The organism is Mucisphaera sp. (genome assembly GCF_965279675.1).
Classification (GTDB): domain Bacteria; phylum Planctomycetota; class Phycisphaerae; order Phycisphaerales; family Phycisphaeraceae; genus Mucisphaera.
In genome coordinates this window covers 140,273-165,658 of the sequence record NZ_CBDIIJ010000002.1, presented here as the reverse complement: position 1 = coordinate 165,658, position 25,386 = coordinate 140,273, and the positions used below count along the sequence as shown (strand labels likewise).

Annotated in this window: 20 protein-coding genes; 9 read left to right on the top strand and 11 right to left on the bottom strand. The window is 61.9% G+C overall.

The genetic code is table 11. From position 1 onward, the window contains the following. Positions 1–33 precede the first annotated feature (33 nt). From ACQZAB_RS00620 to ACQZAB_RS00610, 3 genes are all read right to left on the bottom strand, one after another. Positions 34–666 (bottom strand): MerC domain-containing protein, encoded by a 633-nt coding sequence (locus ACQZAB_RS00620; RefSeq protein ID WP_428386246.1) that lies wholly within the window; start codon positions 664–666, stop codon positions 34–36. Continuing rightward, positions 663–1,895, bottom strand: coding sequence for a zinc metallochaperone GTPase ZigA (gene zigA, locus ACQZAB_RS00615; protein ID WP_428386245.1), 1,233 nt, complete (start codon positions 1,893–1,895; stop codon positions 663–665). Before zigA ends, ACQZAB_RS00620 begins: the two co-directional genes overlap by 4 nt. A gap of 115 nt (positions 1,896–2,010) precedes the next feature. Next, on the bottom strand, positions 2,011–2,691 hold the full coding sequence (locus ACQZAB_RS00610) for a hypothetical protein (RefSeq protein ID WP_428386244.1): 681 nt from the start codon (positions 2,689–2,691) through the stop codon (positions 2,011–2,013). Between the two features lie 201 nt (positions 2,692–2,892). Here ACQZAB_RS00610 and ACQZAB_RS00605 point away from each other — a divergent pair, with 201 nt between their 5' ends. After that, complete coding sequence (locus ACQZAB_RS00605) at positions 2,893–4,971, top strand: HAMP domain-containing methyl-accepting chemotaxis protein (protein WP_428386243.1); 2,079 nt, start codon at positions 2,893–2,895, stop codon at positions 4,969–4,971. A 160-nt stretch (positions 4,972–5,131) separates the two neighbouring features. Here the strand turns inward: ACQZAB_RS00605 and ACQZAB_RS00600 are convergent, their stop codons facing one another. From ACQZAB_RS00600 to uvrB, 3 genes are all read right to left on the bottom strand, one after another. Next, complete coding sequence (locus ACQZAB_RS00600; RefSeq protein WP_428386242.1) at positions 5,132–5,953, bottom strand: L-type lectin-domain containing protein; 822 nt, start codon at positions 5,951–5,953, stop codon at positions 5,132–5,134. Between the two features lie 266 nt (positions 5,954–6,219). Continuing rightward, positions 6,220–6,996, bottom strand: coding sequence for a hypothetical protein (locus ACQZAB_RS00595; protein WP_428386241.1), 777 nt, complete (start codon positions 6,994–6,996; stop codon positions 6,220–6,222). Positions 6,997–7,168: 172 nt separating this feature from the next. Further along, positions 7,169–9,256, bottom strand: coding sequence for an excinuclease ABC subunit UvrB (uvrB, locus tag ACQZAB_RS00590; protein WP_428386240.1), 2,088 nt, complete (start codon positions 9,254–9,256; stop codon positions 7,169–7,171). A gap of 126 nt (positions 9,257–9,382) precedes the next feature. On the opposite strand from uvrB, the gene ACQZAB_RS00585 reads away from it, so the two are divergent. From ACQZAB_RS00585 to ACQZAB_RS00560, 6 genes are all read left to right on the top strand, one after another. Then, positions 9,383–10,195 carry a DUF547 domain-containing protein gene (locus ACQZAB_RS00585; protein ID WP_428390117.1) on the top strand — a complete coding sequence of 271 codons (813 nt, stop codon included), beginning with the start codon at positions 9,383–9,385 and terminating at the stop codon, positions 10,193–10,195. A 106-nt stretch (positions 10,196–10,301) separates the two neighbouring features. Beyond that, entirely contained in the window at positions 10,302–12,722 is a 2,421-nt protein-coding gene (locus ACQZAB_RS00580; RefSeq protein WP_428386239.1) for an NAD(P)-binding domain-containing protein, read from the top strand. Between the two features lie 204 nt (positions 12,723–12,926). Next, positions 12,927–13,700: a PEP-CTERM sorting domain-containing protein gene (locus ACQZAB_RS00575; protein WP_428386238.1), complete on the top strand. Its 774-nt coding sequence runs from the start codon at positions 12,927–12,929 to the stop codon at positions 13,698–13,700. Between the two features lie 317 nt (positions 13,701–14,017). Beyond that, complete coding sequence (locus ACQZAB_RS00570; protein ID WP_428386237.1) at positions 14,018–14,764, top strand: PEP-CTERM sorting domain-containing protein; 747 nt, start codon at positions 14,018–14,020, stop codon at positions 14,762–14,764. 203 nt (positions 14,765–14,967) lie between these two features. Continuing rightward, the gene (locus ACQZAB_RS00565; protein WP_428386236.1) at positions 14,968–17,121 is read left to right on the top strand and encodes an ATP-dependent DNA helicase RecG; all 2,154 of its coding nucleotides are present in this window, start codon (positions 14,968–14,970) and stop codon (positions 17,119–17,121) included. A gap of 35 nt (positions 17,122–17,156) precedes the next feature. After that, entirely contained in the window at positions 17,157–19,820 is a 2,664-nt protein-coding gene (locus ACQZAB_RS00560; RefSeq protein WP_428386235.1) for an MMPL family transporter, read from the top strand. A gap of 6 nt (positions 19,821–19,826) precedes the next feature. On the opposite strand, the gene tadA is transcribed toward ACQZAB_RS00560, so the two are convergent. The 3 genes from tadA to ACQZAB_RS00545 are packed head-to-tail and all read right to left on the bottom strand — an operon-like array spanning position 19,827 to position 21,968. Beyond that, on the bottom strand, positions 19,827–20,291 hold the full coding sequence (gene tadA / locus ACQZAB_RS00555) for a tRNA adenosine(34) deaminase TadA (protein ID WP_428386234.1): 465 nt from the start codon (positions 20,289–20,291) through the stop codon (positions 19,827–19,829). Continuing rightward, entirely contained in the window at positions 20,288–21,040 is a 753-nt protein-coding gene (locus ACQZAB_RS00550; protein ID WP_428386233.1) for a phosphatidylserine decarboxylase, read from the bottom strand. The genes tadA and ACQZAB_RS00550 overlap by 4 nt, the downstream gene beginning before the upstream one ends. A 46-nt stretch (positions 21,041–21,086) precedes the next feature. After that, the gene (locus ACQZAB_RS00545) at positions 21,087–21,968 is read right to left on the bottom strand and encodes a helix-turn-helix domain-containing protein (protein ID WP_428386232.1); all 882 of its coding nucleotides are present in this window, start codon (positions 21,966–21,968) and stop codon (positions 21,087–21,089) included. 151 nt (positions 21,969–22,119) lie between these two features. On the opposite strand from ACQZAB_RS00545, the gene ACQZAB_RS00540 reads away from it, so the two are divergent. Next, positions 22,120–22,911 (top strand): metallophosphoesterase, encoded by a 792-nt coding sequence (locus tag ACQZAB_RS00540; protein WP_428386231.1) that lies wholly within the window; start codon positions 22,120–22,122, stop codon positions 22,909–22,911. A 1-nt stretch (position 22,912) separates the two neighbouring features. On the opposite strand, the gene ACQZAB_RS00535 is transcribed toward ACQZAB_RS00540, so the two are convergent. Together ACQZAB_RS00535 and ACQZAB_RS00530 are read right to left on the bottom strand one after the other, a co-directional pair. Next, entirely contained in the window at positions 22,913–23,497 is a 585-nt protein-coding gene (locus ACQZAB_RS00535; RefSeq protein ID WP_428386230.1) for a hypothetical protein, read from the bottom strand. Between the two features lie 3 nt (positions 23,498–23,500). Continuing rightward, positions 23,501–25,033 carry a YifB family Mg chelatase-like AAA ATPase gene (locus ACQZAB_RS00530; protein WP_428386229.1) on the bottom strand — a complete coding sequence of 511 codons (1,533 nt, stop codon included), beginning with the start codon at positions 25,031–25,033 and terminating at the stop codon, positions 23,501–23,503. A gap of 46 nt (positions 25,034–25,079) precedes the next feature. Between ACQZAB_RS00530 and ACQZAB_RS00525 the strand changes: the two genes are divergently transcribed. Further along, positions 25,080–25,298, top strand: a complete 219-nt coding sequence (locus tag ACQZAB_RS00525) for a hypothetical protein (RefSeq protein ID WP_428386228.1) — start codon at positions 25,080–25,082, stop codon at positions 25,296–25,298. Positions 25,299–25,386: the final 88 nt, after the last annotated feature.

Here is a 25,386-nt window from a genome sequence, read left to right as displayed (position 1 = left end):
GGGTTTTGTTGGGGATGCGGCGTGTTGGGTTGTTCAGTCGTTGCCGCAGCCGGTTGGGCAGCCGCATTGTGTGGCTTGGGCTTCGGGTGTTCGGTTGAAGCAGTAGCAGCCGTGCAGATTGATGGCGTGGGCGAGGACGAGGAACAGGCTGCCGATGAGGGTGACGATGCTGGCAGGAGGGACGTCGACGGCGATGGTTCCGGTTTCTGCGTCCTGGGTGACCGTGGGGCAGCAGCTTTCGGTGCATGCGGAGGCGGCGAGGCCGGATTCTTCTCCGTTGGCGGCCATTGCTAGGGGTTCGCCGGTGGGCGGTGGGCTGCCGGCGGCGAGTGAGGGCAAGGCTAGACCGGCGAGGATGAGGGTTACTCCTAGCACCAGGGCGATGGGTGCTGATCGGCGTCGGTGGAGGCGGTAGCCGCGGAGCACGACGAAGAGGGCCAGGGGCAGGACGAGGGCGGCGAGGATCCAGTGGACCGAGGGGTGTGACCAGACGGAGCCGACGGCGGGCAGGAGCATGAAGAGGAAGGGTGCTGCGAGGCAGTGGATTGCGCAGGCGGCTGAGGCGACGATGCCGAGGCGATCCAGATTGGCAGAGCGTGGTAGCTGTGGCGCTGCGGCTGGCAGATCGGGGTTGTTGGGGATCGTTCCGATGGGTGCGGTTGTCATGATGCCTGGACCTCTTCGGGTGTTGGGGCGTCCCAGCTTGGGAGGGGGTCTTCGAAGGTTCGCCAGTGTTCGGGGCCCTGGGCCATTTCCTCGTCGGTGAGGAGGGCGGTGTCGAGCTGGGCTTCGATCTGTTGGCGGTTCATCTGGACGCCTATGAAGACGATTTCCTGTCGGCAGTCGCCTGTTTCGTCGTCCCAGTTGTCTTCGATCCACTGGCGGGTTTCGGGGTCTTCGGGCCAGTTTTCTTTGCCGATGGCGGCGAACCAGTAGCCGGCGGTGTTGATCTGTAGTGAGGAGCCGGCCTGGGACCAGACCCCGCAGTGGTGGGAGCGGGTGGCGACCCAGAGGTAGCCTTTGGATCGGACGGCGCCTGTGATGCCGTTCTGGATGGCGTCCATCAGGCGTTGGGGGTGGAAGGGTTTTCTTCTTCGGTAGACGAAGCTGGCGATGCCGTACTCTTCGGTTTCGGGGGTGTGTTCGCCGTTGAGTTCCTTGATCCAGCCGGGCATCATCGAGGCGGCTTCTTCGTTGTAGAGGCCGGTGCCGATGATCTGGTTGATTTCGATGCGTCCGCGTTCGGAGCGGATGATTTTGGCATCGGGGTTCATGTGGTGGAGGATGCCTTCGAGGCGTTCGATGTCGTGTTGTTCGACGAGGTCGCATTTGTTGATGACGATGACGTTGGCGAACTCGATCTGATCGGTGAGGAGGTCGACGATGGTTCGTTCGTCCTTGTCGCTCATGCCCATGTTGCGGTCGCTCAGGCTTTGGTGGCTGTCGAAGTCGTGGAGGAAGTTCTTGGCGTCGACGAGGGTGACCATGGTGTCGACGGTCGTAACGTCGCTGAGGGACTGGTCGTCTTCGTCTCGGAAAGAGAAGGTGGCGGCGACGGGCATGGGCTCGCCGATGCCGGTGGATTCGATGAGCAGGTGGTCGAAGCGGTTTTCCTCGGCGAGTTTGCGGACTTCGACCATGAGGTCTTCGCGGAGGGTGCAGCAGATGCAGCCGTTGGTCATCTCGACCATTTTTTCTTCGGTGCGTGAGAGGGAGGCCCCGCCATCGCGGACGAGGGAGGCGTCGATGTTGACCTCGGACATGTCGTTGACGATGACGGCGACGCGTAGGCCTTCGCGGTTGTTGAGGACGTGGTTGAGGAGGGTGGTTTTGCCTGCTCCGAGGAATCCGGAGAGGACGGTGACGGGGAGTTTTTGTGTTGGTTTGGAGACCATGGGATCGCTTCCGTGTGGGTGCGGGTGATCCCGGAGAGTATACGCTAATGACAAATCATTATCGATAGCGGATAGTTGGGCGCCGTCAGCGGGTCTGATGGGTTGCTGGCGGGATCTATTCGGGGTCGGGGAGGAAGTGCCAGTCCTGTTCGCCTTGGAGGCGGATGCGGACGTTGGTGAAGTGGAGGCGGAAGTTGTTGGGGCCGTGGTGGTCGAGGGCGAGGCGGATGGGGCCGGCGTCGATGTGGTGTTCCCAGGTGGCGGGTCGGCGGTTGTCGTTTCTGACGAAGGTCCAGGCGGTGATCTGGCCTTCGGGGTTGAGGTCGAGCTCGTAGGTGTCGCCTGGCGTGTAGCCGCCTGTGGTGTGGGTGGCGATGAGGCGGTTGGGGGTGTTGGGGTCATCGAGATTGGCGGGTTGCTCGGTGATCTGGGGCTGGCCCCATTCGAGGTAGAAGGGGTAGAGCAGCCAGTAGGTGTCGTTGATGAAGCGGCCGTGGGCGCGGCGGGTGTCTTCGTCGAATTCGGCTTGGGTGAGGTCGATGGTGATGGCGTCGGGGTCGGCGGGGTTGAGGATGGCGATCTGTTCGTCGACGTGCCAGACCCAGGCGCGTGAGACTTCGCGGCCGTTGGGGAGGGCGACGTTGAAGTCGAAGGCGAGGCCGGTGACCTGGTGCCAGTTGTCGTAGCTGTAGTGGTGGAGGACGCGGTCTTTGAGGGAGGTAGGGGGTTGTGGCTGGGGGGTGGTGGTGCAGGCGGTTAGGAGGATGACGCTAATGATGCAGACGAATTTGTTCATGTTTATCGATGCCCTTGTTGGATGTTTTGTCATGGTTTGAACGCTGAGTGACTTGGTCTTGCCAAGTAAGGGCGGATGGTCTGCTCACCAGCAGTCTTGGGCATGATTTTATGGGCTAGGTAAGTGCCCTATCAAGGGGTGGAGTGTGCTGCACGACATGGATGATCTGGACGCTTTAGTTTCTGCCTACAGGAGACTGTCATGCTCGGACTCATCACTGGCTCGGTTCGTAACAAGCTTATGTTCGTCGTGATCTTGTTGGCTTTTACGGCCATCGGGGTTGGTGGTTTGGCGCTCTCGAAGATGTACGGGATGAACGATCGTCTCAACAGCATCGTGGATGTCTCGGCGGAGCGTGTGCGGCTGGCTTCTCAGGCGCAGTATCACCTGTTGGCGATTCACCGGGCGGAGAAGAATCTGATTCTGGCGGAGACGGACGCGGCGATGGACGAGTTTGCGGCATCGATCGCGGAGAATCGTTCGAAGCTGGAGGAGGACCTCACGGCGTTGGAGGCGATCTCGACGGAGCAGGGCAAGGAGGATCTGGCTCGTTTCCGTGCTTCGTTCGCTCGGTTCTCCGATCTGTCGGAGCAGGTGCGTGTGTTCAGCCGGCAGAACACCAACCAGCAGGCGTTCGAGTTGTCGAGTGAGAAGGGGCGAGAGGCTTTCGATCTCGTGGAGGCTTCACTTCGCCAGGTGGCTCAGAACAACGAGGGAGAGGTTGAGGCTTTGCAGTCGGCGCTTGAAAGCCGGCTGAGTGGGCGGGATGCCGCGGATGTTGACGAGCTTGGCCTTGCTTCGGAGCGGGCGTTGTCGGCAGCGCGTCTGTTGCAGGATCTGATTGCCTTGCAGCGAGCGGAGAAGAATCTGATCCTGGCACGGACCGATGCCGAGATGGATGCTTACGCGGCCACGATCGAGGCGTTGATCGAGACGGTGCGTGAGGGGTACCGGGGGCTGCGTGCGATTGCTACCGCAGAAGGCCAACTGGCACTGGATGCTGCGAGCGAGGAATTTGAGGCGTGGGTCTCGGTTAACGAGCGCGTTCGGGCGTTGTCGCGTCAGGCATCGAATACGCGGGCGCGTCAGCTCTCATCGAACGAGGGCCGGCTGGCTTACGACTCGGCGGCTGCGGCGCTTGATGAGATCGTGGTGCGTAGTGGTGAGGGGATGGAGGCCGACAAGGCTGAGAGTGACAGCACGTTCTATCTGGCTTCGACCCTTGTGATGGCGTCGACCGGTATTGGTGTGGCTGCGGGTATTGTTCTGTCGCTACTGATTGTGAACCCGCTGGTGGGTGCGATTGCTCGTGTCTCGAAGCGGGTTTCGGCCGTGTCGAAGGGTGATCTGACCGGCGATCCGCTGGCGGTGAAGGGTACGGACGAGGTTGCTGAGATGACCGGGGCCTTGAATGAGATGGTTGTGTCGCTGCGTGACATGGTGGGGCGGCTTCAGAGTTCCTCGACGGAGGTGGCTTCTGCCTCGACGGAGGTGGCGAGCCTGAGTGAAGAGATGTCGCGGACGGTGGAGGAGCAGAAGTCTCAGGTGACGCAGGTTTCTGCGGCGGTGGAGGAGTTGTCTTCTTCGGTGACGGAGGTGGCGGAGAACGCGAACCGTTCGGCTGATCAGGCGAAGCGTTCTGGCAGCCAGGCGGAGGAGGGTGGTGCTGTTGTGAGTCAGACCGTCGAGCAGATCCGTGCGTTGTCGGAGACGATGGATCAGACCGGCTCCGCGGTCTCGGCGCTGGGACAGCAGGCTGAGCAGATTGGCACGGTGATTGAGGTGATTGATGACATCGCGGATCAGACCAATCTTCTGGCTCTGAATGCCGCGATCGAAGCGGCACGTGCCGGTGAGCACGGCCGTGGATTCGCGGTGGTTGCGGATGAGGTTCGGAAGCTGGCTGAGCGTACGACTGTTTCGACACAGGAAGTGACGGATTCGATCCGACAGATCCAAGAAGGTACGTCGGAGACGGTGAAGCTGATGGACAAGAGCCGTACGCAGCTTGAGGAGAGTGTGGAATCGGCGACGGGAGCCGGGCAGGCGTTGACGAGCATTGTTGGTGGTACCGAGCAGGTGACATCCGACGTGACCAGCATTGCGGCAGCGGCGGAAGAGCAGGCGGCCGCGAGTCAGCAGATCGCGACAAGTATCAGTCATGTGAGTGCCTCTTCGGATGAAGCGGCGGCGGGTGCACAGCAGGCGGCAGGTGCGGCGACGGAGTTGTCACGCAATGCTGAGGGCCTGCGAGAGATCGCGGAGCGGTTCAAGGTTTAATCGGCTGTTGCATGCAGGCGTGCTCCCTGGAGGGAGCGGGCTTGTGAGCATAGCGGCAGTGATCAACCTGATGAGTATGGTGATTGCCGCCAGATGGCGGATCGGTCCGCCCCTGCGTTTTGGGGTTGGGGCGAGCCAATTCTGCGACAGAGTGCTTGGTTTATCGACGCCGAGATAATGTGAGGGCTGCGGCGGTCAGGAGTAGGGCGGCGGTGGTGGGTTCGGGGATGGTGGGGGTGTAGCGCCACTCGAGGATGTCGTGGTTGGCCCAGGCGGAGCCGGTGCCGGCGGTGAAGCCGACGAAGCCGGTTTGTTGGCCGAGGAGGGCGGGGATGTCGATGGCGCGGGCGAGTTGGGGGGTGGCGGGTCTGGGGATGTTGTTGGTGGACCAGTTGACTTTGAGGTCGTCGCCGTCGTAGTCGATCCAGACGTTGAAGATGTCGCCGTCGTCCCATTCGGGGGAGGACTGGCTGACGGTGAAGGGTGAGCCGGGGCCGTGGTTGACGTCACCGTTGGTGATGATGCCGGCGTGGGATTGGCTGGGGTCGTTGAGGCTGTTGTTGCCCCAGGTGTCGAACTCGACGCCTACGGACTGGCCGATGCCGGCGTAACCGATGCCGCCGCCTGAGCTGCCCTGTGAGTTGCTGATGGACTGGACGACGAAAACGATGCCGTCGGCTCCGGGTTCGTTGTTGTTGTCGAAGGTGGCGCCGCCCGGCTCTGTGATGCGGAACTTGAAGAAGGTGGCAAACTCATCGGCGTCGACGGTGGTTGAGCTGAAGACGGACCCGCCTCGTCCTGAGGCGGCGGGTGTGAGACGGAGGACGGTGCCGTCGGCGGTGTTGGTGGTGGTGGCGCTGCCGTTGAGGGTGAGGCCGGTGGTGTCGGCGAAGTCGTCGAACTGGACGAGGTTGGCGTGGGCGGCTGAGAGGGTGGTGGCTGCCAGGAGGGCGGCGACGGCGGGGATACGGCGGGTTGACATCTCTTTTCCCTTCCTCAGTGCGCGGGCGGGTTGCCCGCATGTTGGTACTGCTACTGAGTTTATCTCATTGTTTGATTGGGTCAAGGGTTTGGTTTGAGGATTGGGATGTCGCAGTTTCTTCGGAGGAGGATGAGGATAGGGACGTAAAGCCGGGTGACGATACTGTAGAAGGCGTCTATTCTGGTGGCGTCGCGGAGGGGTGTTCGTCAGTGTCTGAATCGACATTGTCCTACGCGCGTCTGTCCAGTACGTGGTCCTGCGGGGGCTCAGTCTTTTAGCCAGTTGTTGAGTGCTGCTGCGGTGTCTTCCTTGAGGTTGTCGTAGCCGTTCTGGACGGCTTGCATCGCGTCGTTGAGCTGTTTTTGCAGTTGGTCGGCCTGCTTGCGGTTTTCTTCGCGGCCGTCGGCTTTTAGTTCGTGGATTTTGGCTTCGACGCGCTTGCGTTTGGCGTCTACGCGGTCTTTGATTTCTTTGGTCTGGTCAGACATTGGTTGGCCTTTCGTTGTCTTGCACATCATTGTGCGGCGTCGCCAGGTCGCTAAAGCTGTGGTTGTGCCTATGGCTATGCCTAAGAGAGCAAACGCTACTGGCAATGGTGGTCCCCATCCACCAACCACCAAGTATGTGACCACGCATAGGCTTGCACTCGCAGTCAGCCCTAAGCCAACCCAGGCGATGAAATGCATAAAGCTACTGCGCAAATGCGATTTCGTCGTGAAATGAACGGTAGCTGCAGCTAAGCCAATCGGAATCATCAAGGGTGCGACATCTAGAAATGTCCGATCCCACCTATGGACCTGTTTTATCTCGTATGTTGAGGGTTGTACCAGAGGCAAATCTTCAAACGTGTTGCGAATTACTTCATAGCTTGCTTGGGGTGCGGCTAACCACGCAGGGGATCTCTCGAGATCGACGATGTACGTGATGCGGAAAGTCCTATCTCCTACACGGAGGTGCCCTTCATAGTGACTAAAGGTCAGAGGCGTTAGAATCGCAAGCACGGTTGCCAGTTGAATCAAGTGTTTGGCTAGTTTCAGTTTCATCAACTCGTTGATTCAATTGGCCAGACTAATTCTGGAGCGTCGCATGTTTAAATATCTACGTAGTTGGCATGATGGCGGTAAGTGATTCACGATCTATTTTGATGGTCGTCGTCCGGACCTGATCTATATAACTCATCTTGAGGCGTATTGAACGGTATATTTGTATTAACTTTTAGAACGAGGTCTTCTTCTTTTTGCCGCGTTTGAGGACTCTGGTGCCGGGGGTGCCGGGTTTGGCTTTTCTTGGGGTTTTTTCGTCGGCGGGGAGGCGGGTGAGGTTGGGGGTTTCTTTGATTTGTTTGATTTTGTCGCGGATGTTGGCGGCTTTTTCGAATTCGAGGGATTCGGCGGCGGTGTACATCTGTTTCTGTAGGTCGGCGAGGAGTTCTTCGCGGTCGATTTCTTTTTCTTCGCCGCCATCGGCCATGAGTTGGCGGGCGGTTCGGCGGGCGCGGAGTTCGACTTCGATCCCTTTGCGGATGGCTTTCCTGATGGTTCTGGGGGTGATGTTGTGTTGCTGGTTGTAGGCGAGTTGCTTGGCTCGTCGTCGTTCGGTTTCGTCGATGGCTTCCTGCATGGCGGGGGTGACTTCGTCGCCGTAGAGGACGACGAAGGCGTTTTCGTTTCGGGCGGCTCGGCCGATCTGCTGGATGAGGCTGGTGGGTGATCGGAGGAAGCCGGTTTTGTCGGCGTCCATGATGGCGACGAGTGAGACTTCGGGGAGGTCGAGTCCTTCGCGGAGGAGGTTGACGCCGACGAGGACGTCGAACTCGCCTTCGCGGAGTTCGCGGAGGATGACGACGCGATCGAGGGTGTCGATTTCGGAGTGGAGGTATCGGCAGTTGATGTCCTGTCCGGCGAGGAAGGAGGCGAGGTCTTCGGCGAGTCGTTTGGTGAGGGTGGTGACGATGACTCTCTCGCCGGCGGCTTTGCGCTGCTGGACCATCTCGAGGAGGTCGGGGACCTGTCCGGCGGCGGGTCGGACTTCGATGACGGGGTCGACGAGTCCGGTGGGTCGGATGATCTGTTCGACGACCTGGCCCTGGGTTTTGTCGAGTTCGTAGGGTCCGGGTGTGGCGGAGACGAAGAGGACCTGGTTCCAGGTTTTTTCGATCTCTTCGAATTTGAGGGGTCGGTTGTCGAGGGCGGAGGGGAGTCGGAAGCCGTGGTCGACGAGGACGCGCTTGCGGGCCTGGTCGCCGTTGTACATGGCCTGCATCTGCGGGAGGGTGACGTGGGACTCGTCGATGACCATGAGCCAGTCGTCGGGTGGGAAGTAGTCGAGGAGGGTGTAGGGTTTGGTGCCTGCGGGTCGTCCGTCGAGGTGTCGGGAGTAGTTTTCGACGCCTGAGCAGTAGCCGACTTCCTCCATCATCTCGAGGTCGTACTTGGTACGAGCGAGGAGTCTTTGGGCTTCGAGGAGTTTGCCTTCGGAGCGGAGCTGCATGACGCGGCGGTCGAGTTCTTCCTTGATGGCGTCGAGGGCGGAGGCGAGTTTTTCCTCGGGCATGACGTAGTTGACGGCGGGGAAGACGTGGAGGTGTTGTTCTTCGGCGAGGAGTTCGCCTGAGGTGGGGTGGATGAGGGCGAGTGATTCGATTTCGTCGCCGAAGAGCTCGATGCGGTAGGCGAATTCTTCGGAGGCGGGGATGAGTTCGATGACGTCGCCTCGGACGCGGAATCCGCCACGCTTGAGTTCGTATTCGGAGCGGGTGTACTGGAGGTCGGTGAGGGCGCGGAGGAAGTCCTGGCGGGGGAGCATCTGTCCGACGGAGAGGCTGACGACGGCGTTCTTGAAGGCGTCGGGTGAGCCGAGTCCGAAGATGCAAGAGACGGAGGCGACGACGATGGCGTCGGATCGTGAGACGAGGTTGGAGGAGGCGGCCATGCGGAGGCGGTCGAGGTCGTCGTTTCGGGAGGAGTCTTTTTCTATATAGATGTCGCGTTGGGGGATGTAGGCTTCGGGCTGGTAGTAGTCGTAGTAGGAGACGAAGTAGGAGACGGCGTTGTTGGGGAAGAGTTCCTTCATCTCTTCGTAGAGCTGGGCGGCGAGGGTTTTGTTATGGGAGATGATGAGGGTGGGTTTGTTGGTTCGGGCGATGACGTTGGCCATCGTGAAGGTTTTGCCGGTTCCGGTGGCGCCGAGGAGGGTCTGGTAGGGCTCGCCGGCTTCGACGCCGGCGGTGAGGGCGTCGATGGCGGCGGGCTGGTCGCCCATGGGTTGGAATTCGGAGACGAGTTGGAACGGTTGTTCGCGCATGGGCCCATCTTAGCGCGTGGGGGTGTTGGCTACGGGCGAGATTTTTCGGGGCGGATGGGAATGGGATCGGAATTGGGGGTGTTATTCTCTTCTTAACAGGCCATGCCGCCTGGGTGAGTGTTTGTGATGCGAGAGCTGCGGTTTGGTGTTGTGTGGTTGGCGGTTTGCTTGGTGCTGGTGGGGGTTTGGGGGGTGGCTGGCGGGAGTCCGCTGGGGGCGGCGCGGGGTTTGGCGTCGGAGGCTGGGGGGACGGCGGTGGATCACTCGGCGTTTGATGCGATTCTGAAGGCGTATGTTGATAAGGAGGGGCTGGTGGATTACGGGGGACTGGCTCGGGATGTGGGTGGGCTGGATGCTTACATCAGGATGCTTGGGCGGGTGGATGTGGAGCGGCTGTCGGAGGCGGAGCACCTGGCGCTACTTATTAATGCTTACAACGCGTTCACGCTGAAGCTGATCACGGAGCATTACCGGGGTGGTGAGTTGGGCTCGATCATGGAGATTCCGGAGGGGCGGCGGTGGGATCATGAGCGCTGGGTGGTGGCTGGGGGGACGTATAGCCTGAATCAGATCGAGCATGAGCTGATCCGGCCGGTGTTTAATGATGCGCGGATTCACTTTGTGCTGGTGTGTGCGGCGGAGAGCTGCCCGCTCCTGCGGCGGTTTGCGTATACGGGGGAGGCGTTGGATGAGCAGATGGAGCTGGCGACCCGTTTGAGTCATTCCGATCAGAGGTGGGCCAAGTATGATGATCGTCGGCGTCGCTTGACGCTGACGAAGCTGTACGAGTGGTATGGCGAGGATTTTGTGGCGGAGGCGGGGTCTGTGGAGGCTTATGCGGCGAGGTACATGCCTGATTTGAAGCGGGCGTTGGAGGCGGGCCGGCGGCCTCGGGTGGATTATGTGGACTACAGCTGGGCGTTGAACGCTCAGGAGTGATTTTCGGGGTTTTTTGAGGCGGGAAGGCTGAACTGGGGGTTGTCGAGCGGGGGTGTGCTGCCTGTGGTTTGGTTTTCGCACGTTGGTGCGTGAAGGGTTGGATCGGATGGTTGGACTGGTTTCAGGGTATTACCACTGGCTTCATGGGATGTGGCCCGCGGGGACGGTTGAGAAGCTGCCGGTGGTGCAGCCTGACGGCTCGACGAACGTGGCGGGGTTGTATGTGGTGGGCGATCTGACGGGGATCCCGCTTCTGAAGTTCTCGGCGGATACGGGGACGCGGGCGGTGCGGACGATCGCTGAGGAGAGCGGGTTCAAGGGCCGTGATCTGAGTGATCCGGAGGTGGTGGATGTGGCGATCATCGGTGGGGGGGTGTCGGGGTTCGCGGCGGCGTTGGAGGCTCGGAAGCTGGGTCTGAGTTTCAAGCTGTTTGAGGCGTCGGAGCCGTATTCGACGATCGTGAACTTTCCGAAGGGCAAGCCGATCTTCACGTACCCGACGGAGATGACGCCGGCTGGGGACCTGCAGTTTCACGAGAAGTCGGAGGTGAAGGAGGGGCTGCTGGAGGATCTGCATGAGCAGACGCTGGGTGACGGGGTGGAGCCGATCAAGGCGCGGATTGAGTATGTGAAGCGGAAGGGCAAGGGGTTCGAGCTGGTGATTCCGGGCCAAGATGGGGTGCGGGCGCATCGGGTGATCGTGGGTATCGGGCGGTCGGGGAACTTCCGCAAGCTGGGGGTGCCGGGCGAGAAGAAGGACAAGGTTTACAATCGGCTGCACGACCCGAAGGATTTTTGTGGGCAGAAGGTGCTCATTGTGGGTGGTGGGGATTCGGCGATGGAGGCGGCGATTGCGTTGGGGGCTTGCGGGGCGGATGTGACGCTTAGCTATCGGAAGCCCGAGTTTTCGCGGCCGAAGCCTGAGAACATCGAGAAATTGCAGGCGTTGGCGGAGAACCCGGAGGCGGCGGTGGGGGTGGATCATCCGAGTTCGGAGCGGGTGACGACGGCGGCGGATCACACGATGCGGCCGGAGGGGGCCAAGGGCTCGGTCACGCTTCTGATGGGCAGCCGGGTGAAAGAGATTGCTGACGATGCGGTGGTGATTACGGACTCTGAGGGTCAGGATCGGACGATCGACAACGATGCGGTGTTCCCGATGATTGGGCGAGAGCCGCCGCTGGATTTCTTCAGGAAGTCGGGTGTGAAGGTGGCGGGGGATCGGGGGGCGTGGTGGTGGGTGAGTCTGTTGTTGATGCTGGGGTTGTTCACGTTCTTCTATCAGTGGAAGAAGCCGGGGACGTGGCTGCCGTTGGCGGAGTCTTTTGAGAAGAACGGGTGGTTCCCGCACAACCTGGGGCCTTGGCTGGTGTCGTGGTCGGAGGTGTTTTCGGATCCGACGACGTTGCTGGGGACGTTGAAGCTTTCGGCGGCGGGGGTTGAGGGGGCTACGGGTTCGGCACCGGGTTTCTGGTATTCGCTGCTTTACTGCACGCTGATCGTGATTTTCGGGCTACGCCGGATTGGTCGTCGGAAGACGCCTTACATCACGGTTCAGACGACGAGTCTGATGCTGATTCAGTGTGTTCCGCTGTTTTTGCTGCCTTATCTGATCTTTCCGTGGCTGGGGCACCTGGGTTGGTATGACGGCGGGTTCGGGAAGTGGTTTGCGGACCAGTTGTTCCCGGAGGTGGCTTATGACCCGCATGGTCGGGAGTACTGGCGGGCGTTCGGGCTGATTCTGGCGTGGCCGCTTTTCATCTGGAATGTGTTTACTGAGCAGCCTTTATGGGGCTGGCTGGTCATCAGTCTGGTGCAGACGTTCGTGCTGATCCCGGTGGCGATCTATTTCTATGGGAAGGGTGTTTACTGCGGGTGGGTGTGTTCGTGCGGGGCGATGGCTGAGACGCTAGGCGATACGCACCGTCACAAGATGCCGCACGGCCCGTTCTGGAACAAGATGAACATGATCGGGCAGGTGTTCCTGGTGGTGGCGCTGCTGATTCTGGGTCTGCGGGTGGTTGAGTGGGCGACGGGTGCTTCCTGGGCGGGGGCGTGGTATGCCTTTTTGCTGGGGCCATCGGCGTACAGCTCGGCGTTGCCGGGGCTGAATTACGCGTGGTTTGTGGACCTGCTCTGGGCGGGGATTCTGGGTTTCGGGCTGTATTTTCACTTTTCGGGGCGTGTGTGGTGCCGGTTTGCGTGCCCGCTAGCGGCGTTGATGCATGTTTATGCGAAGTTCAGCCGGTTCGCGATCGTGTCCCATAAGAAGAAGTGTATTTCGTGCAACGTGTGTACCTCTGTGTGCCATCAGGGCATCGACATCATGAATTTCGCGAACAAGGGGCGTCCGATGCAGGACGTGGAGTGCGTGCGTTGTTCGGCGTGTGTGCAGTCGTGTCCGACGGGGGTGTTGAGTTTTGGCCAGGTGGATCGGCAGGGTGAGGTGCTGCATCTGGATCCGGGTTGGCTGGCGGCGAGTCCGGTTCAGATGTCGGAGGTTCGGCTGACGGTCAACGGAAAATGAGCCCCGTTCGCTGATTTTTTTGTGTTTGAAGTTGGTCAAAAGGCCCAAACGGGGGCCCAAAGTCCCTGTTTATTCTAAATTCCGTACGATCTATGGTTCGATATCCTTGCATAGGGCGGATACGTGGCGTATCTTGTCCTAGTCTGGGAGGGAGTGTTCGGAGAAACCGCTTTAGCACCTTTACAGGCGCGGGAGATGCACGAGATGAAGAAGTCCAGCTTGCTTTTCACCCTGGCCCTCGGCTTTGGCACGGCTGCCACGGCTTCGGCTGCCACTCAGAACTACGGCACCTTTGTGGGCACGGACGTGACCTATCACGACGTGACCGAGGGTTCGGACACCGACCCGCTGGCGCTGTTTGATGCCCCGACGGTTCTGGGCAATTCGCTTAATTTCAGCCCGAATTCGTTTGAGTCGTCTACCGACGGTGCTTCGACGCTCTCGGACATTACGGACTCGCAGCTGGCGTTCACGCTGACGGTGAATGATCCGACCCAGAGCCTGAGCACGTTTGAGCTGACGGAGGCTGGTGACTACACGCTGATCGGTGCTCCCGGCTCGTTTGCTTACGCGGCGGTTGCGGCTCCGATTTACTACCAGATCACCGAGGTGGGTGGCGTAGCGGTTGATGGCCCTAGCGGCCAGGACAGCCTCGTATTTACGCCCAGTGGCGGCGAGTTCCTGCTTCCGGCTGCCGGTGGCGTTGTGAACGGTATTTTTACGGGTTCGATCCAGATCGATCTGCTTGGTCTGCTGACGGGTACCGAGTTTGAGGGCCAGGCTGTGACGGCGGCTTACATCACGTTGAACAACACGCTGGCGACGACCTCGCAGGGTGCGTCGTCCTTCATCAAGAAGAAGGACGCCGACGGCGTGGTGATCGAAGTGACCACGATCGACGAGGGTGACATTCCTGAGCCGGCTTCGGCGGCTCTGCTGGGCCTGGGTCTGGCGGCGGTTCTTCGCCGGAAGGCCTGAACGACACCTCTCCGGGCTTCGGCTCGAGGTTATTGATTTTGAGAAGCGTCCTGCTCCGGCGGGACGCTTTTTTTGTGCCGTCGATGGTCTCGCGTGACAGCTACGGTTGTTAATTTAGATAAAATATAAGGATTGGTTAGGGGTGTCCCTCGGTGATTCTGGTGAACTTCGTGAGAAAATCGCAAGACTTGGCTTGTGGACGTTGCACGAACTCGGACTAGCCGTATACTTGGATATGTCTGCGACCAGCGATGGATGGGCTGGTTGTTTAGATGAACCATTAATTCTTCGCCAACTGGCGAGGAGGAGAGACAGTCATGATGAATTTCAAGACCCTGACCGCTGGACTTCTGACGACCACCTTTGCGGTGGCCGCCGTTGACGCTGCTTCGCTGAATTACGGCGACTTCGTCAGCACGAACGTGACCTTTGAGCAGGTCACCGAATCGTCCTCGAGCCCGCTGCCCCTGCTGGGTGCCCCGACCACGGCCGACGACGCTTTGATCTTCACCCCGATCACCTTTGGTGCTGAAGCCAACAACGGCGTTCCCTCGTCGGACATCGTTGATGCCCAGCTTCGTACGCAGGTGACCAGCAATGCCGGTATTGGCATTGACACGATCACCATCAACGAGGCCGGTGACTACACCCTCATCGGTGTTCCCGGTGCCTTCGCACTGGCGAGCGTCTCGGCTCCCGTCTTCATCGATATCATCGAGGTTGATGGTGTGGCGGTTGATGGTCCTGAGCTGATCACCGACCTGTTCATTGCTCCCGGCTCCGGCGTCTATGACCTCGGTACCGACGGCCTGTCGATCGGTGTGGTCTGGACCGGCAATCTGACGGTTGATATCGCCCAGCTGGCTGCCGACAACGGCATCACCGGCAACGTGACGGGCGTTGACATCACCTTTGACAACACGCTCTCGGCTGCCAGCGGTGCTGGTGCCTCGGCGATCATCAAGAAGAAGCAGGCTGAGATTGAAGTGACGCTCGTTCCTGAGCCCGCTTCTGCCGCTCTTCTGGCTCTCGGCCTGGCTGGCCTCGCTCGCCGCCGCGGCTAAATGCCTTCGGCCTGACGGCCGACTCAAGTTTGTCTCTCGCAAGCCCGTGACCCCTGGTCGCGGGCTTGTTTTATGGGTGGGTTTTGTTTTTGTCTGATGGTTGTTGATCTATGCCCGAGCCGACACGTCTCGGCTCGGCGAGTTACTGCATGGGATGGGTCGCCTCGGGCTTGCCTTGCGGGTAAGTGACTTATGATGCGTGGGTGAGTACGGGTTCAGCATCTCGGACGGCGACGGGGCCGCGGTTGTCGATGGCGATTGGTGATGCGCCGTACATGAATGCGACGTTGGCGGCGGGGTATGAGCGGCTGGGGATCCGGTCGGTGGCGGATCTGCTGCGGCATTATCCGAGTCGGTATGAGAAGCGGCCTGATGATGCGTCTATTGAGGGGTTGGTGCCGGGTCAGGCGTGTTCGACGGCGGGGATGGTGGCGAGGTCGCGGTGGGTGAGTGGGGGCTGGGGGCGGAGCAAGGGGCGGTTTGAGGCGGTGCTGGAGGATGAGACGGGGGTGATGCGGGTGATCTGGTTCAACAGCCCTTTTCTGAGGGATCGGATGCCGCCTGGTGTTCGGGTGTCGGTCTCGGGGAAGGTTCGGCGGGTGGATGGGATGATGGAGATGGTGAACCCGCGCTGGAAGGTATTGGCTGAGGATGAAAGGAGTGGTGGGGATGAGGCGACGGGCCCGCTTTGGCGGTCGATCTATCCGACGACGGAGGGGTTGAGCTCGGATCGGATCTGGGGTCATGTGCGGCGGACGCTTGGGTGGGCGGCGGAGCAGCTGGAGGACCCGCTGCCCGAGGAGTTGCGGAAGCGTCAGGCGCTGTCGGGCCTGGCGGAGGCGTTTCGGATGATTCATCTGCCGGCCTCGGAGGATGAGCAGCTGTCGGCGAGGCGGCGGCTGGCATACAACGAGTTGCTGCTGTTGCAGCTGGGGATTCAGCTCAAGAAGGCTTATGTGCGGGAGCACCATGAGGCTCCGGTGCTGGCGATGTCGGAGCGGGTGGATGGGCGGATTCGGGCGCGGCTGCCGTTTACGTTGACGGCTGCTCAGGATGAGGCGGTGTCGGCGTTGGCGGCGGACATGGGGCGTGGGGTGCCGATGAATCGGTTGCTGCAGGGAGACGTGGGGGCGGGTAAGACGCTGGTGGCGGTGTACGCGATGTTGCTGGCGGCTTCGGGTGGGTGGTCGTCGGCGTTGATGGCGCCGACGGAGGTGCTGGCGACGCAGCACTACGGGCATTTGTGCGAGCTGCTGAGGGACGCTGATCTGCCGGTGGACCTGGTGATGGCGGGGGCGGAGACGCCTGTGTTGACGGAGGATCGTCCGCGGTTGCTGGTGGGGACGCAGGCGCTGTTGAACCGTGAGGGTCTGACGGATCGGATGGCGCTAGTGGTGATTGATGAGCAGCACCGGTTTGGGGTGAAGCAGCGTGGGCATCTTCGGCGGGTGGCCTCTGGGGCGTCGAAGGGCGGGGTGCTGAAGAAGCTGCATGTGCCTCATCAGCTGGTGATGACGGCGACGCCTATTCCGAGGACGCTGGCGTTGACGCTATTTGGTGATCTGGAGGTGTCGACGATTGCTGAACGGCCGGCGGGGCGGCGGCCGGTGGAGACGCGGTTGAGCTCGCCTGATCAGATAGGGGCGGTGCTGGCGGATGTGCTGGCTCGGGTGGAGGGCGGCGAGCCGGGGTTTGTGGTGCTGCCGACGATTGATGATCGGGAGGGGGGTGAGGGTCAGGCGGATGTGAAGGGGGTGGAGGCGCGGGCGCGGCAATTGATGAACGGGCCGTTGGGGGCGTATGGCGTGGAGGTGGCGCATGGTCGGATGAGTACGGAGCAGCGGCGTTCGGCGATGGAGCGGTTTGTTGGGGGCAAGAGTCGGGTGCTGGTGGCGACGACGGTGATCGAGGTGGGGGTGGATGTGCCGGATGCGGGTTGGATGGTGATCGAGCAGGCGGAGCGTTTTGGGTTGGCGCAGCTGCATCAGCTGCGGGGTCGGATCGGGCGGAAGCGTGGGGAGACGGCCTGCGTGTGTCATCTGGTGGCGACGACGGGGACGGAGTCGTCGGCGGAGCGTATGGCGGCGATGGTGGCGACGACGGACGGGTTTGAGATAGCGGAGCGTGATCTGGCGATTCGGGGGATGGGTGAGTTTTATGGCACGCGACAGGCGGGGGCGTCCCCGCTGCGGGTGGCACGGCTGCCAGAGGATGAGCCGTTGCTTCGGCTGACGGCTCGGGATGCGAAGGCGATGATCGCGGCGGATCCGAGTCTGCGTCTGCCTGAGCATGCGATGCTTCGGAAGGTGTTGAAGCAGCAGATGGGGGATGCGATCGAGTTGATTGATGTCGGTTAGCGGGGTGGTGCTGGCATGTCGGCTAGGATCCGGGGATGCATGAGTTGTGGCGTGATCGGTTGTTGGGGGCGTTGGCGCGGTGGTCGTTTCGGCATCGGGTGGTGAACCTGGTTGTTTGCGTGTTGCTGGCGGTGGTGTGTGTGGTGGTGGCGGTGTCGGGGCTCGGGTTTCAGCCGGATCGCAATGCGCTGTTGAATCCGGAGCTGGACTGGAATCAGCGGTTTCTGGCTTGGCGGGAGGCGTTCGGGCAGGGGGGTGATCTGCTGGTGGTGGTGGATACGGCTGATGCGGATGGGCGGGTGACGTCGGCTTCGGCGTCGATGGCGCGGGCGGCGATTGATCTGCTGGGGTATCGGCTGCTGGATGATCCATTGACGGCCTCGGCGCAGTGGCGGGTGCGTGCGGGGGAGGCGGATCCGCGGTTGCTACGGATCGCGGGAGAGGAGGCGTGGGAGGAGGGGCTTGCTGGTCTGGATGTCGGGTTGGGGGTGCTGAGGGCTGGGTCGTTGCAAGGGCTCTTGCTGCTTGGGGATGGGGTGGGTGGTGGTGTGGGAGAGGCTGAGGGGTTGCAACTGGCGCGGCTGGTGGAGGCGCTGGCGGATCGGTATGTGATGGCGGCGGATCGGTCGCTTGGGTTGTTTGAGCGGTTGGCTTCGGCGGATGGAGGGTACTTTGCGACGGAGAATGGTCGTTTGCTGTTGATGGCGGTGCGTCCGTTGGCGGAGGCGGGCTCTTTAGCGCCGTACGAGAAGGCGATCGGTTTGATTCGATCGGAGATCGAGGCGGTGCGGGCGGCGCTGCCTGGGGTGCAGATGGGGCTGACGGGGATCGAGGCGATTGAGTCAGACGAGACGGACGCGGCGGTGGCGGATGCGACGCGGTCGAGTGTGTTGGCGGCGGTGCTGGTGGTGGTTGTGTTGGTGGTGGCTTATCGGGGTGTGGTGCTGCCGGGTGCGCTGCTGGTCACGCTTGGCGTGACGATGGCGTGGTCGTTCGGGTTTACGACGGTGGCGATCGGTCATCTGCAGGTGATCAGCGTGGTCTTTGCGGCGATTCTGCTGGGGCTGGGTGCTGATTTCGGGGTTCATCTGATGTCGTCGCTGGCGCGTCGGCTGCCCGGGGATCAGGCGATTGGGGAGAAGCGTTTTGAGCGGGCGCTGGTGTCGGCTTTTCGGTCGGCGGGTCCGGGGCTGGTGACGGGTGGGCTGACGACCTCGCTGGCTTTTGCGACGACGGCGCTGACGGATTTCACGGGTGTGGCGGAGATGGGTTTGATCGCGTGCTCGGGTGTTCTGCTGGCGTTGGTGGCGACGCTGGTTTTGCTGCCAGGGATGTTGTGGTGGTCGCGTCATCATCTGGCGGGGTTGTCGCGGCATCGGTCGGGGTCGATTCGGGAGGGGCAGCGCGGGCTTTCGAGGGTGGCTGGGGTGGTGGCTTTTTTGGGCGGGGTGGTTGTGGTGGGGTCGGCGTATGTGGCTTCCTCGGGGCTTCGCTTTGACTATGACCTGCTGAAGCTGCTGCCGGCCGAGGTGGAGTCGGTGGATTGGCAGCGTCGGATCATCCGGGATGGTGAGCGGACGGTCTGGTATGCGGTGTCGCGGGTCGGGTCGGTGGAGGAGGCAGGGGCTCGGGTGCGGGCGCTTCGGGGAGTGGCAGAGGTGGGTGAGCTTGGCGGGGTGGGGGTGCTGTTTCGGGAGGACGCGGATCGGCGGAAGGCGCAGCTGCTGGCGCGGCGGGTGGTGCTGGATGGGTTGGGTGAGCCGGGGCCGTTGATCTCGGAGGATCCGGAGGCTGGTTTTGCGGAGGTGGATCAGTGGGTGGCGACGGTGGCGACGCTGGCTTCGTTCGATGGTGATTCGGTGTGGGGGCGTGCGGTGCTGTCGGCGGCGGGGAGGTGGTCGGAGGTGACGGGTGGGCTTGATACGGATGAGCGTGCGGTGCGGACGCTGGCGTTGGGTCGTGATCTGAACGATTGGCGGGGGCGGATTGCTCGTGAGATTGAGCGGGCGACGAGCCCGAGGCCCCTGGGGGTGGAGGAATTGCCGGCGGTGTTGCGGGATCGGGCGGTGGCTTTGGATGGGAGCGGGTATGCGATCGAGGTGTATCCGAGGTTGCCGGAGGGGGTGACGAACGCGTTGGATCCTGGGTTTCTGCCTGGGTTCATTGGGGCGGTGCGGGGTGTTGACCCGTCGGCGACGGGTGTGATTGTGCAGGTGTATGAGTCGGGGCGTTTGATTCAGCGGGCTTATGTGTGGGCGGGGTTGGTTTCGCTGGTGGCGGTGTTTGTGGTGGTGGTGCTTGATCTGCGGTCGCTGGTTTATGGGTTGTTGGCGATGCTGCCGGTGATGTTCGGTGCGCTGGTGGGTGGGGCGGTGCTGGTGGTGTTTGATGTCCCGTTGACGCCTGCGAGTGTGATCGGTTTGCCGCTTTTGTTTGGGGTGGGTGTGGACTCGGGTGTGCACTTGTTGCATCGGTACAAGCTGCGGCCGCATGCACGGTACCCGGGGTTGACGGACGGGACGGGGTGGTCGATCGGGGTGACGGGGTTGCTGACTTTGATTGGTTTCGGGTCGTTATTGATCGCAAGCCATCGGGGGATGGTGGGTTTGGGGTTGGTGATGACGCTTGGCTTGGGATTGACGCTGGTGGCTTGTTTTGTGGTAGTGCCGGCGGTGCTGCGGATGTTGTCGCGGGGGTGATGGGGGTTAGCGTCGGGCGCGGAAGAAGGCCTGGAGTTTGTCGATGGCGGGTTGGGCGAGGACGTTGGGGATGACTTCGAGGCGGTGGTTGAAGCGGGGTTCTTCGCAGAGGTTGGCGAGGGTGCGGACGCATCCCATTTTGGGGTCGTCGGCGCCGTAGACGAGGCGTGCGACGCGGGCGTTGACGAGGGCGCCGGCGCACATGGGGCAGGGTTCGAGGGTGACGGCGATGGAGCAGTCGATGAGTCGCCAGTGGCCGATTTTTTGGGCGGCCAGTTGGAGGGCGATGATTTCGGCGTGGGCGGTGGGGTCGTTGTTGGTTTCGCGGAGGTTGTGGGCGGTGGCGAGGATTTCTTCGTTTCGGTAGACAACGGCACCGATGGGGACCTCGCCCATGTCGGCGGCGCGGTCGGCGGCTTCGAGCGCGCGGTGCATCATCTGGATGTCGGTTTCGGTGGGGGTGGCCGTCATGACGCTTCGATGGGCTGCGGTTCGGGCGGCGGGGCGGTGGGTTCGGCAGGTTTGCTGGCGGGTTCTGTTGGTGTTGAGGTGGTTGCTGGGTGAGGGGAGCGGATGGGTTCGGCGATGATGGATTCGGCGGCACGGACTTTGGCGCCGGTTTCGAGGAGGGGGCGGACCTGGTCGGGGTTGGGGAGGTAGCACTCGGCGGTGGAGCCGAGGAGGATGATGCCGAGGCGTTGCCCGCGCTGGAGTGTCTGGCCTTCGGTGACGAAGAGTCGGATGGTGCGGGCGAACTGGCCGGCGATGAGTCGGACGGCGGCGACGGGTTCGTCGCGGGTGGGGTGGTTGAGGATCAGAGTGATGGCCTGGTTTTCTTCGGCGGAGGCGGGGTTGAGGGCGGAGAGGTGCTTGCCGTCGCGGTGGTGGATGGCTGCGATGCGGCCGTAGCAGGGCATGCGGACGACGTGGACGTTGAAGAGGGAGAGGAAGGTGCGGATGCAGAGGGTGGGGGTGTCGAAGGTGTCGAGGTCGGGGGCTTCGTGGATGGAGGCGATGCGTCCGTCGGCGGGGGCGACAACGACGCCTCTTTGTGAGGGAGGCTGGCGGTCGGGGTCGCGGAAGCTTAGGACGCCGGCGAGGCCGATCAGGAGGATGAGCGCGGCGGTGATCCACCAGGTCATGATGGCGGCGGCGGCAGTGAGGAGGAGGGTGGCGGTGGCGAGCGTGAGCCATTCTCGCCGTGCGTGTGCACAGAGCATCGGGGGTCATCCTGACCGGGGCTGGTTGTGGCTGCGGGTGTTTGGGTCAGCGGTTGCCGAGGACCATTCCGATGACGCCAAGGATGATCGTGATGACCGCGAGGGCTCCAAGCCAGATGCCGTAGAACATGGCGTCGGAGGTCATGGAGGCCGTGACGGGGCTGGTGTAGCCGGCCCAGCTTGGGACGACGACGAGCAGTGCAACGGCGAGCGTGATGAGGGTTCCGCAGAGCAGTCCGGTGGAGAAGCCTCCGCCTGATGAGGTGTCGGCGACGGGCTGGAGGGTTTCGAGTGGGGTTGCTTCGACGGCGGAGACTTCGCCGAGGTCGCCGAAGCCGCCTGACTCGGCGGGTCCGATGGCGGAGCCGGAGCCGCTGGCTGAGGATCCGAAGATGCCGCTGTCGGCGGTGGTCTGGATGGAGGTGTCGCCTGGGCCGGTGCCGGGGTAGATCTCGTCGAGGAGTTCGGCACCGAGGGAGGTGTCGTCGCTTTCGTTGGTGAGGTCGAGGAGTCCGGAGCCGGCGGAGGAGCCGGCGGGTTCGAGGTGGAGGTCGTCGTCGTCGAGGTCGGAGCCCGAGACCTGGGTCTGGGCGAGGGGGTCGGCTTCGTTGACTTCGCCGCCTTCGAAGACGCTGATACCAGAGTCGGAGGCACCCGGGTCGTTCATGGCTGGGGGCGTGCCGGTGTCGTCGAGATCGATGGCCCCGGCGGAGGAGTCGGCGAGGGCGATGGGACCGCCTGAGGCGTCGGTGCCCTCGTCGAGGTCGGTTTCGTTGGCCATGGCGTCGACCTGATCGCGCTTGAACATGAGCTTGGTGCCGTCGCGGAACTGCTGGAGCTGTCCGGAGCCGGCGAGCTCTTTGATGCGGTCTTCGTCGACCTTGAGTTTTTCGGCTGCCTCTTCGAGCGTGTAGAACATCTTGGCCATGCGAGGGCGACCTCCAGTGGGATTCCTAACCTGTCAGACCCTATTAGGATAAGTGTTGCCACCCCGGTCCACAACAGGCGATGATGCCTGAGGCGCGTTGGGGGATTGTGCCGATGTGATAGTGTTGGGGTGCTTACGGGAGCTCGTTGGATTGGCGGCGAAGCCTGGCTGGATTGATCCTGTGGAATTGGCGATTCCGACGCTTCCTGAGGCGTTGGACGGGCTGCGGATTGCGCACCTGACCGATCTACACATCCGTCGTCGGCGGGAGCGGTATCGGCAGATCAAGGATCGGCTGAGCCGGATGCGGCTGGATTTTGTGGTTTACACGGGGGACATGATGTCGCATGCGGGGGATGAGCCAGCGGCGGAAGCTGTCATGACGGAGCTGAGCGGGGCGCTGCGGCCTAGGTACGGGCAGTTTGGGGTGTATGGGAATCACGACACGGAGGAGCTGGCTCGGCGGTTGGAGGGGTTGCCTATTGAGTGGCTGCGGAATCGGTCGGTGTTGGTGGCGGAGGTGGGGGTGGAGTTGGTGGGGCTGGACGGGATCACGGCGGCGGGGGTGGATCCGACGGCGGTAGTGCTCGAGCGTGATTCGGGGCTGGAGCCTGGCGTGCGGTTGGCGCTGGTGCACAACCCTTCGCATGCTCCGGCGGCGGCGGACCTGGGTGTGGATGTGGTGTTTTGCGGGCACACGCATGGCGGGCAGTGCCGTCCGCATCCGGGGGTGGCTTTGGCGAACTCGTGTGATCTGCCTAGGCGGTTGACGTCGGGGCTATTGCGTCATCGGGGGACGCAGATTGTGATTTCGCGGGGGCTGGGCGAGATTGCGTTGCCGCTTCGGGTGTTCTGCCCGCCTCAGTTGCCGGTGTACACGCTTCGGAAGCGGTCGATGCCTGGGAAGGCGACGGATGGGATGCAGATGATTCGGTGGTGGTGAGTCAGTATCCAATGACCACAAGCCGATATGGCATCGTGAGGCGTGAATGACCAAACAAGGCTTCTGCGACCATACAAGTATTCTGAAAATCTTTGCTCTCTGTTGACCGCTCGTTGGACTTGTATTTGTACGACATTGGCACGGCTAGAAGCAGATAATCCACATCTGTCATAACCATGGCCTGGATTAGATCTCTGTAAACGGCATTTCCCATCCAAGCTCGACCAGCCTCTACTTCGAGACCACATCGATACTTCGACGAATATGCATCTATTTCGTACCTAAGGGTCGGAACTCCTAAAGGTCCGAAGAAGACGGGTCTCGCAATCTTCTCCTTGGCTGATTTGCTAGCCTCAACTTCAAAACCTAGACGTACTAGGTCTGGACGAAGAATGGCTAAAACGTCATCGCTCTTTAAGCCTTTCTCCAATTCGTGAGTATCAATTGTTGCTCGTACCCTAGAAAAAACATCGAGAATCTCAGGTAGAAAATCAGGAGGTGGTGAAGTTCGCGGAAATGCTTGAAAAAGTGGGTAGTCATTAGTTCCGGGCATTACATCGAAGGCTAGCAGGTCGTTTACATCCATGCATCACCTTCCGGCGTGGACAAGGCCTTTTCGGTCGAGGAGTCGGTATTGGATGGCTTCGGCGATGTGGTGGGATTCGATGTCGGTGGCTTGTTCGAGGTCGGCGACGGTTCGGGCGACGCGGCGGATGCGGTCGTAGGCTCGGGCGGATAGGCCGAGTTCGGTCATGGCTTCTTTGAGGAGGAAGAGGGGTTCGCCGGCGAGGTTGGCGTGCTGGTCGAGTTCTTTGCCAGAGAGTCGTGCGTTGGGTTTGAGGGCGCTGCCGTTGCGTTGGGCTTGGGTCTGCCGGGCGTTTAGGACTTCGGCGCGCATGGCAGCGGTGTTGGTGCCTTTGGCTTTGCCGGTGAGTTCGTTGAAGGGGACGGGCGGGACTTCGACGTGGAGGTCGACACGATCCATGAGGGGTCCTGAGAGGCGGCCGAGGTAGCGGGCCATGGCTTTTTCGCCTGAGGTGGAGTCTGGGGTTCCGCCGGCTGGTGTGGGGTTCATGGCGGCGAGGAGCATGAAGCGTGCGGGGAAGCGGATGGAGGCGTTGACGCGGGTGATGGTGACGTCGCCGTCTTCGAGGGGTTGGCGGAGGGTTTCGAGGACGGGTCTTGGGAACTCGGCGGCTTCGTCGAGGAAGAGGACGCCGTGGTGGGCGAGGGAGATCTCGCCGGGTCGGGGGACGGTTCCGCCGCCGACGACGGCGACGGCGGATGCGGTGTGGTGGGGGGTGCGGACGGGGCGTCGTGTGACGAGGGACTGGCCGGGTGGGATCTGGCCGACGGCGGAGTAGATGCGGGTGACTTCGAGGGCTTCTTCGCGGGTGAGGGGTGGGAGGATGCCGGGGAGGGCTTTTGACATCATGGATTTGCCGGTGCCGGCGGGTCCGAGCATGAGGAGGTTGTGCCCGCCTGCGGCGGCGACGGTGAGGGCGCGTTTGGCGGCTTGTTGTCCGCGGATTTCGCCGAAGTCGACGGCGGGCGTGGCCTGGCCGAGGAGGGCGTCGATGTCGACGCGGGGTTCGGGTTCGATGTCGTGGAGGCCGTTGAGGAAGGAGACGACGGCGGCGAGGGAGTCGGCGGGGTAGACGGGGACGCCACCGGCGGCGGCGGCTTCGCGGGCGTTGGCCTGGGGGACGATGACGCCTTGCATCCCGAGCTTCTCGGCGAGGATGGCGAGGTTGATGGCTCCGGTGATGCGTCGGACGCGGCCGTCGAGGGCGAGTTCGCCGGCGACGAGGAAGTCTTTGTGGCGGTCGGTCTGGATGACGCCTGCGGCGAGGAGGAGTCCGAGGGCCATGGGGAGGTCGTAGGCGGGGCCTTCCTTGCGGATGTCGGCGGGGGCGAGGTTGACGAGGAGTCTGGCGACGGGGAAGGGGTAGCCGGAGTTGGCGATGGCGGCTCGGACGCGTTCGAGGGATTCCTTGACGGCGGCGTCGGGGAGTCCGACGATGATGGTCTTGGGCAGTCCTTCGTCGGCGATGTCGACCTCGACTTCACAGGGTAGGGGGTCGATGCCTTGGAGGACGAAGGAGTGGAGTTGGGCGAGCATGTGAGCAAGTTTACGATAAATCATCCTGCAAGCAAGTGAGGCTGTGATGACTGCGAAGCGAAAGGTGTTGCCGAAGCGGTTTTCGGCTGCGTTGTCGGAGGAGGCTTACGGGCGTCTTCGGTTGCTCAACGAGGCGTATGGATATGGCAACAACTACTTGCTGACGGTGCTGCTTGAGCATCTGGATGAGCTGACAACTGAGAAGAAGCTGGAGAGGGTTTTTGGGCGGTTTGAGGCGGCGTATGGGTCGCCTGCGAAAAGATAGTGATTATTTGGTGTTGGCCGGCCGCGTCGCGACCGGGTTATGGATTCTTGGTTCTGTGGGTCCGCCGCGGCGGGACCACAGCCACCCG

What these genes read in the sequence shown, in the direction of transcription:
- ACQZAB_RS00570 (WP_428386237.1), top strand. Translation starts at nt 14,018, where the DNA reads ATGATGAATTTCAAGACCCTGACCGCTGGACTTCTGACGACCACCTTT.
- ACQZAB_RS00585 (WP_428390117.1), top strand. Translation starts at nt 9,383, where the DNA reads ATGCGAGAGCTGCGGTTTGGTGTTGTGTGGTTGGCGGTTTGCTTGGTG.
- ACQZAB_RS00550 (WP_428386233.1), bottom strand. Translation starts at nt 21,040, where the DNA reads ATGCTCTGTGCACACGCACGGCGAGAATGGCTCACGCTCGCCACCGCC.
- ACQZAB_RS00600 (WP_428386242.1), bottom strand. Translation starts at nt 5,953, where the DNA reads ATGTCAACCCGCCGTATCCCCGCCGTCGCCGCCCTCCTGGCAGCCACC.
- ACQZAB_RS00620 (WP_428386246.1), bottom strand. Translation starts at nt 666, where the DNA reads ATGACAACCGCACCCATCGGAACGATCCCCAACAACCCCGATCTGCCA.
- ACQZAB_RS00560 (WP_428386235.1), top strand. Translation starts at nt 17,157, where the DNA reads ATGCATGAGTTGTGGCGTGATCGGTTGTTGGGGGCGTTGGCGCGGTGG.
- ACQZAB_RS00605 (WP_428386243.1), top strand. Translation starts at nt 2,893, where the DNA reads ATGCTCGGACTCATCACTGGCTCGGTTCGTAACAAGCTTATGTTCGTC.
- ACQZAB_RS00595 (WP_428386241.1), bottom strand. Translation starts at nt 6,996, where the DNA reads ATGAAACTGAAACTAGCCAAACACTTGATTCAACTGGCAACCGTGCTT.
- ACQZAB_RS00535 (WP_428386230.1), bottom strand. Translation starts at nt 23,497, where the DNA reads ATGGATGTAAACGACCTGCTAGCCTTCGATGTAATGCCCGGAACTAAT.
- ACQZAB_RS00545 (WP_428386232.1), bottom strand. Translation starts at nt 21,968, where the DNA reads ATGGCCAAGATGTTCTACACGCTCGAAGAGGCAGCCGAAAAACTCAAG.
- ACQZAB_RS00575 (WP_428386238.1), top strand. Translation starts at nt 12,927, where the DNA reads ATGAAGAAGTCCAGCTTGCTTTTCACCCTGGCCCTCGGCTTTGGCACG.
- ACQZAB_RS00525 (WP_428386228.1), top strand. Translation starts at nt 25,080, where the DNA reads ATGACTGCGAAGCGAAAGGTGTTGCCGAAGCGGTTTTCGGCTGCGTTG.
- uvrB (WP_428386240.1), bottom strand. Translation starts at nt 9,256, where the DNA reads ATGCGCGAACAACCGTTCCAACTCGTCTCCGAATTCCAACCCATGGGC.
- zigA (WP_428386245.1), bottom strand. Translation starts at nt 1,895, where the DNA reads ATGGTCTCCAAACCAACACAAAAACTCCCCGTCACCGTCCTCTCCGGA.
- ACQZAB_RS00530 (WP_428386229.1), bottom strand. Translation starts at nt 25,033, where the DNA reads ATGCTCGCCCAACTCCACTCCTTCGTCCTCCAAGGCATCGACCCCCTA.
- tadA (WP_428386234.1), bottom strand. Translation starts at nt 20,291, where the DNA reads ATGACGGCCACCCCCACCGAAACCGACATCCAGATGATGCACCGCGCG.
- ACQZAB_RS00610 (WP_428386244.1), bottom strand. Translation starts at nt 2,691, where the DNA reads ATGAACAAATTCGTCTGCATCATTAGCGTCATCCTCCTAACCGCCTGC.
- ACQZAB_RS00580 (WP_428386239.1), top strand. Translation starts at nt 10,302, where the DNA reads ATGGTTGGACTGGTTTCAGGGTATTACCACTGGCTTCATGGGATGTGG.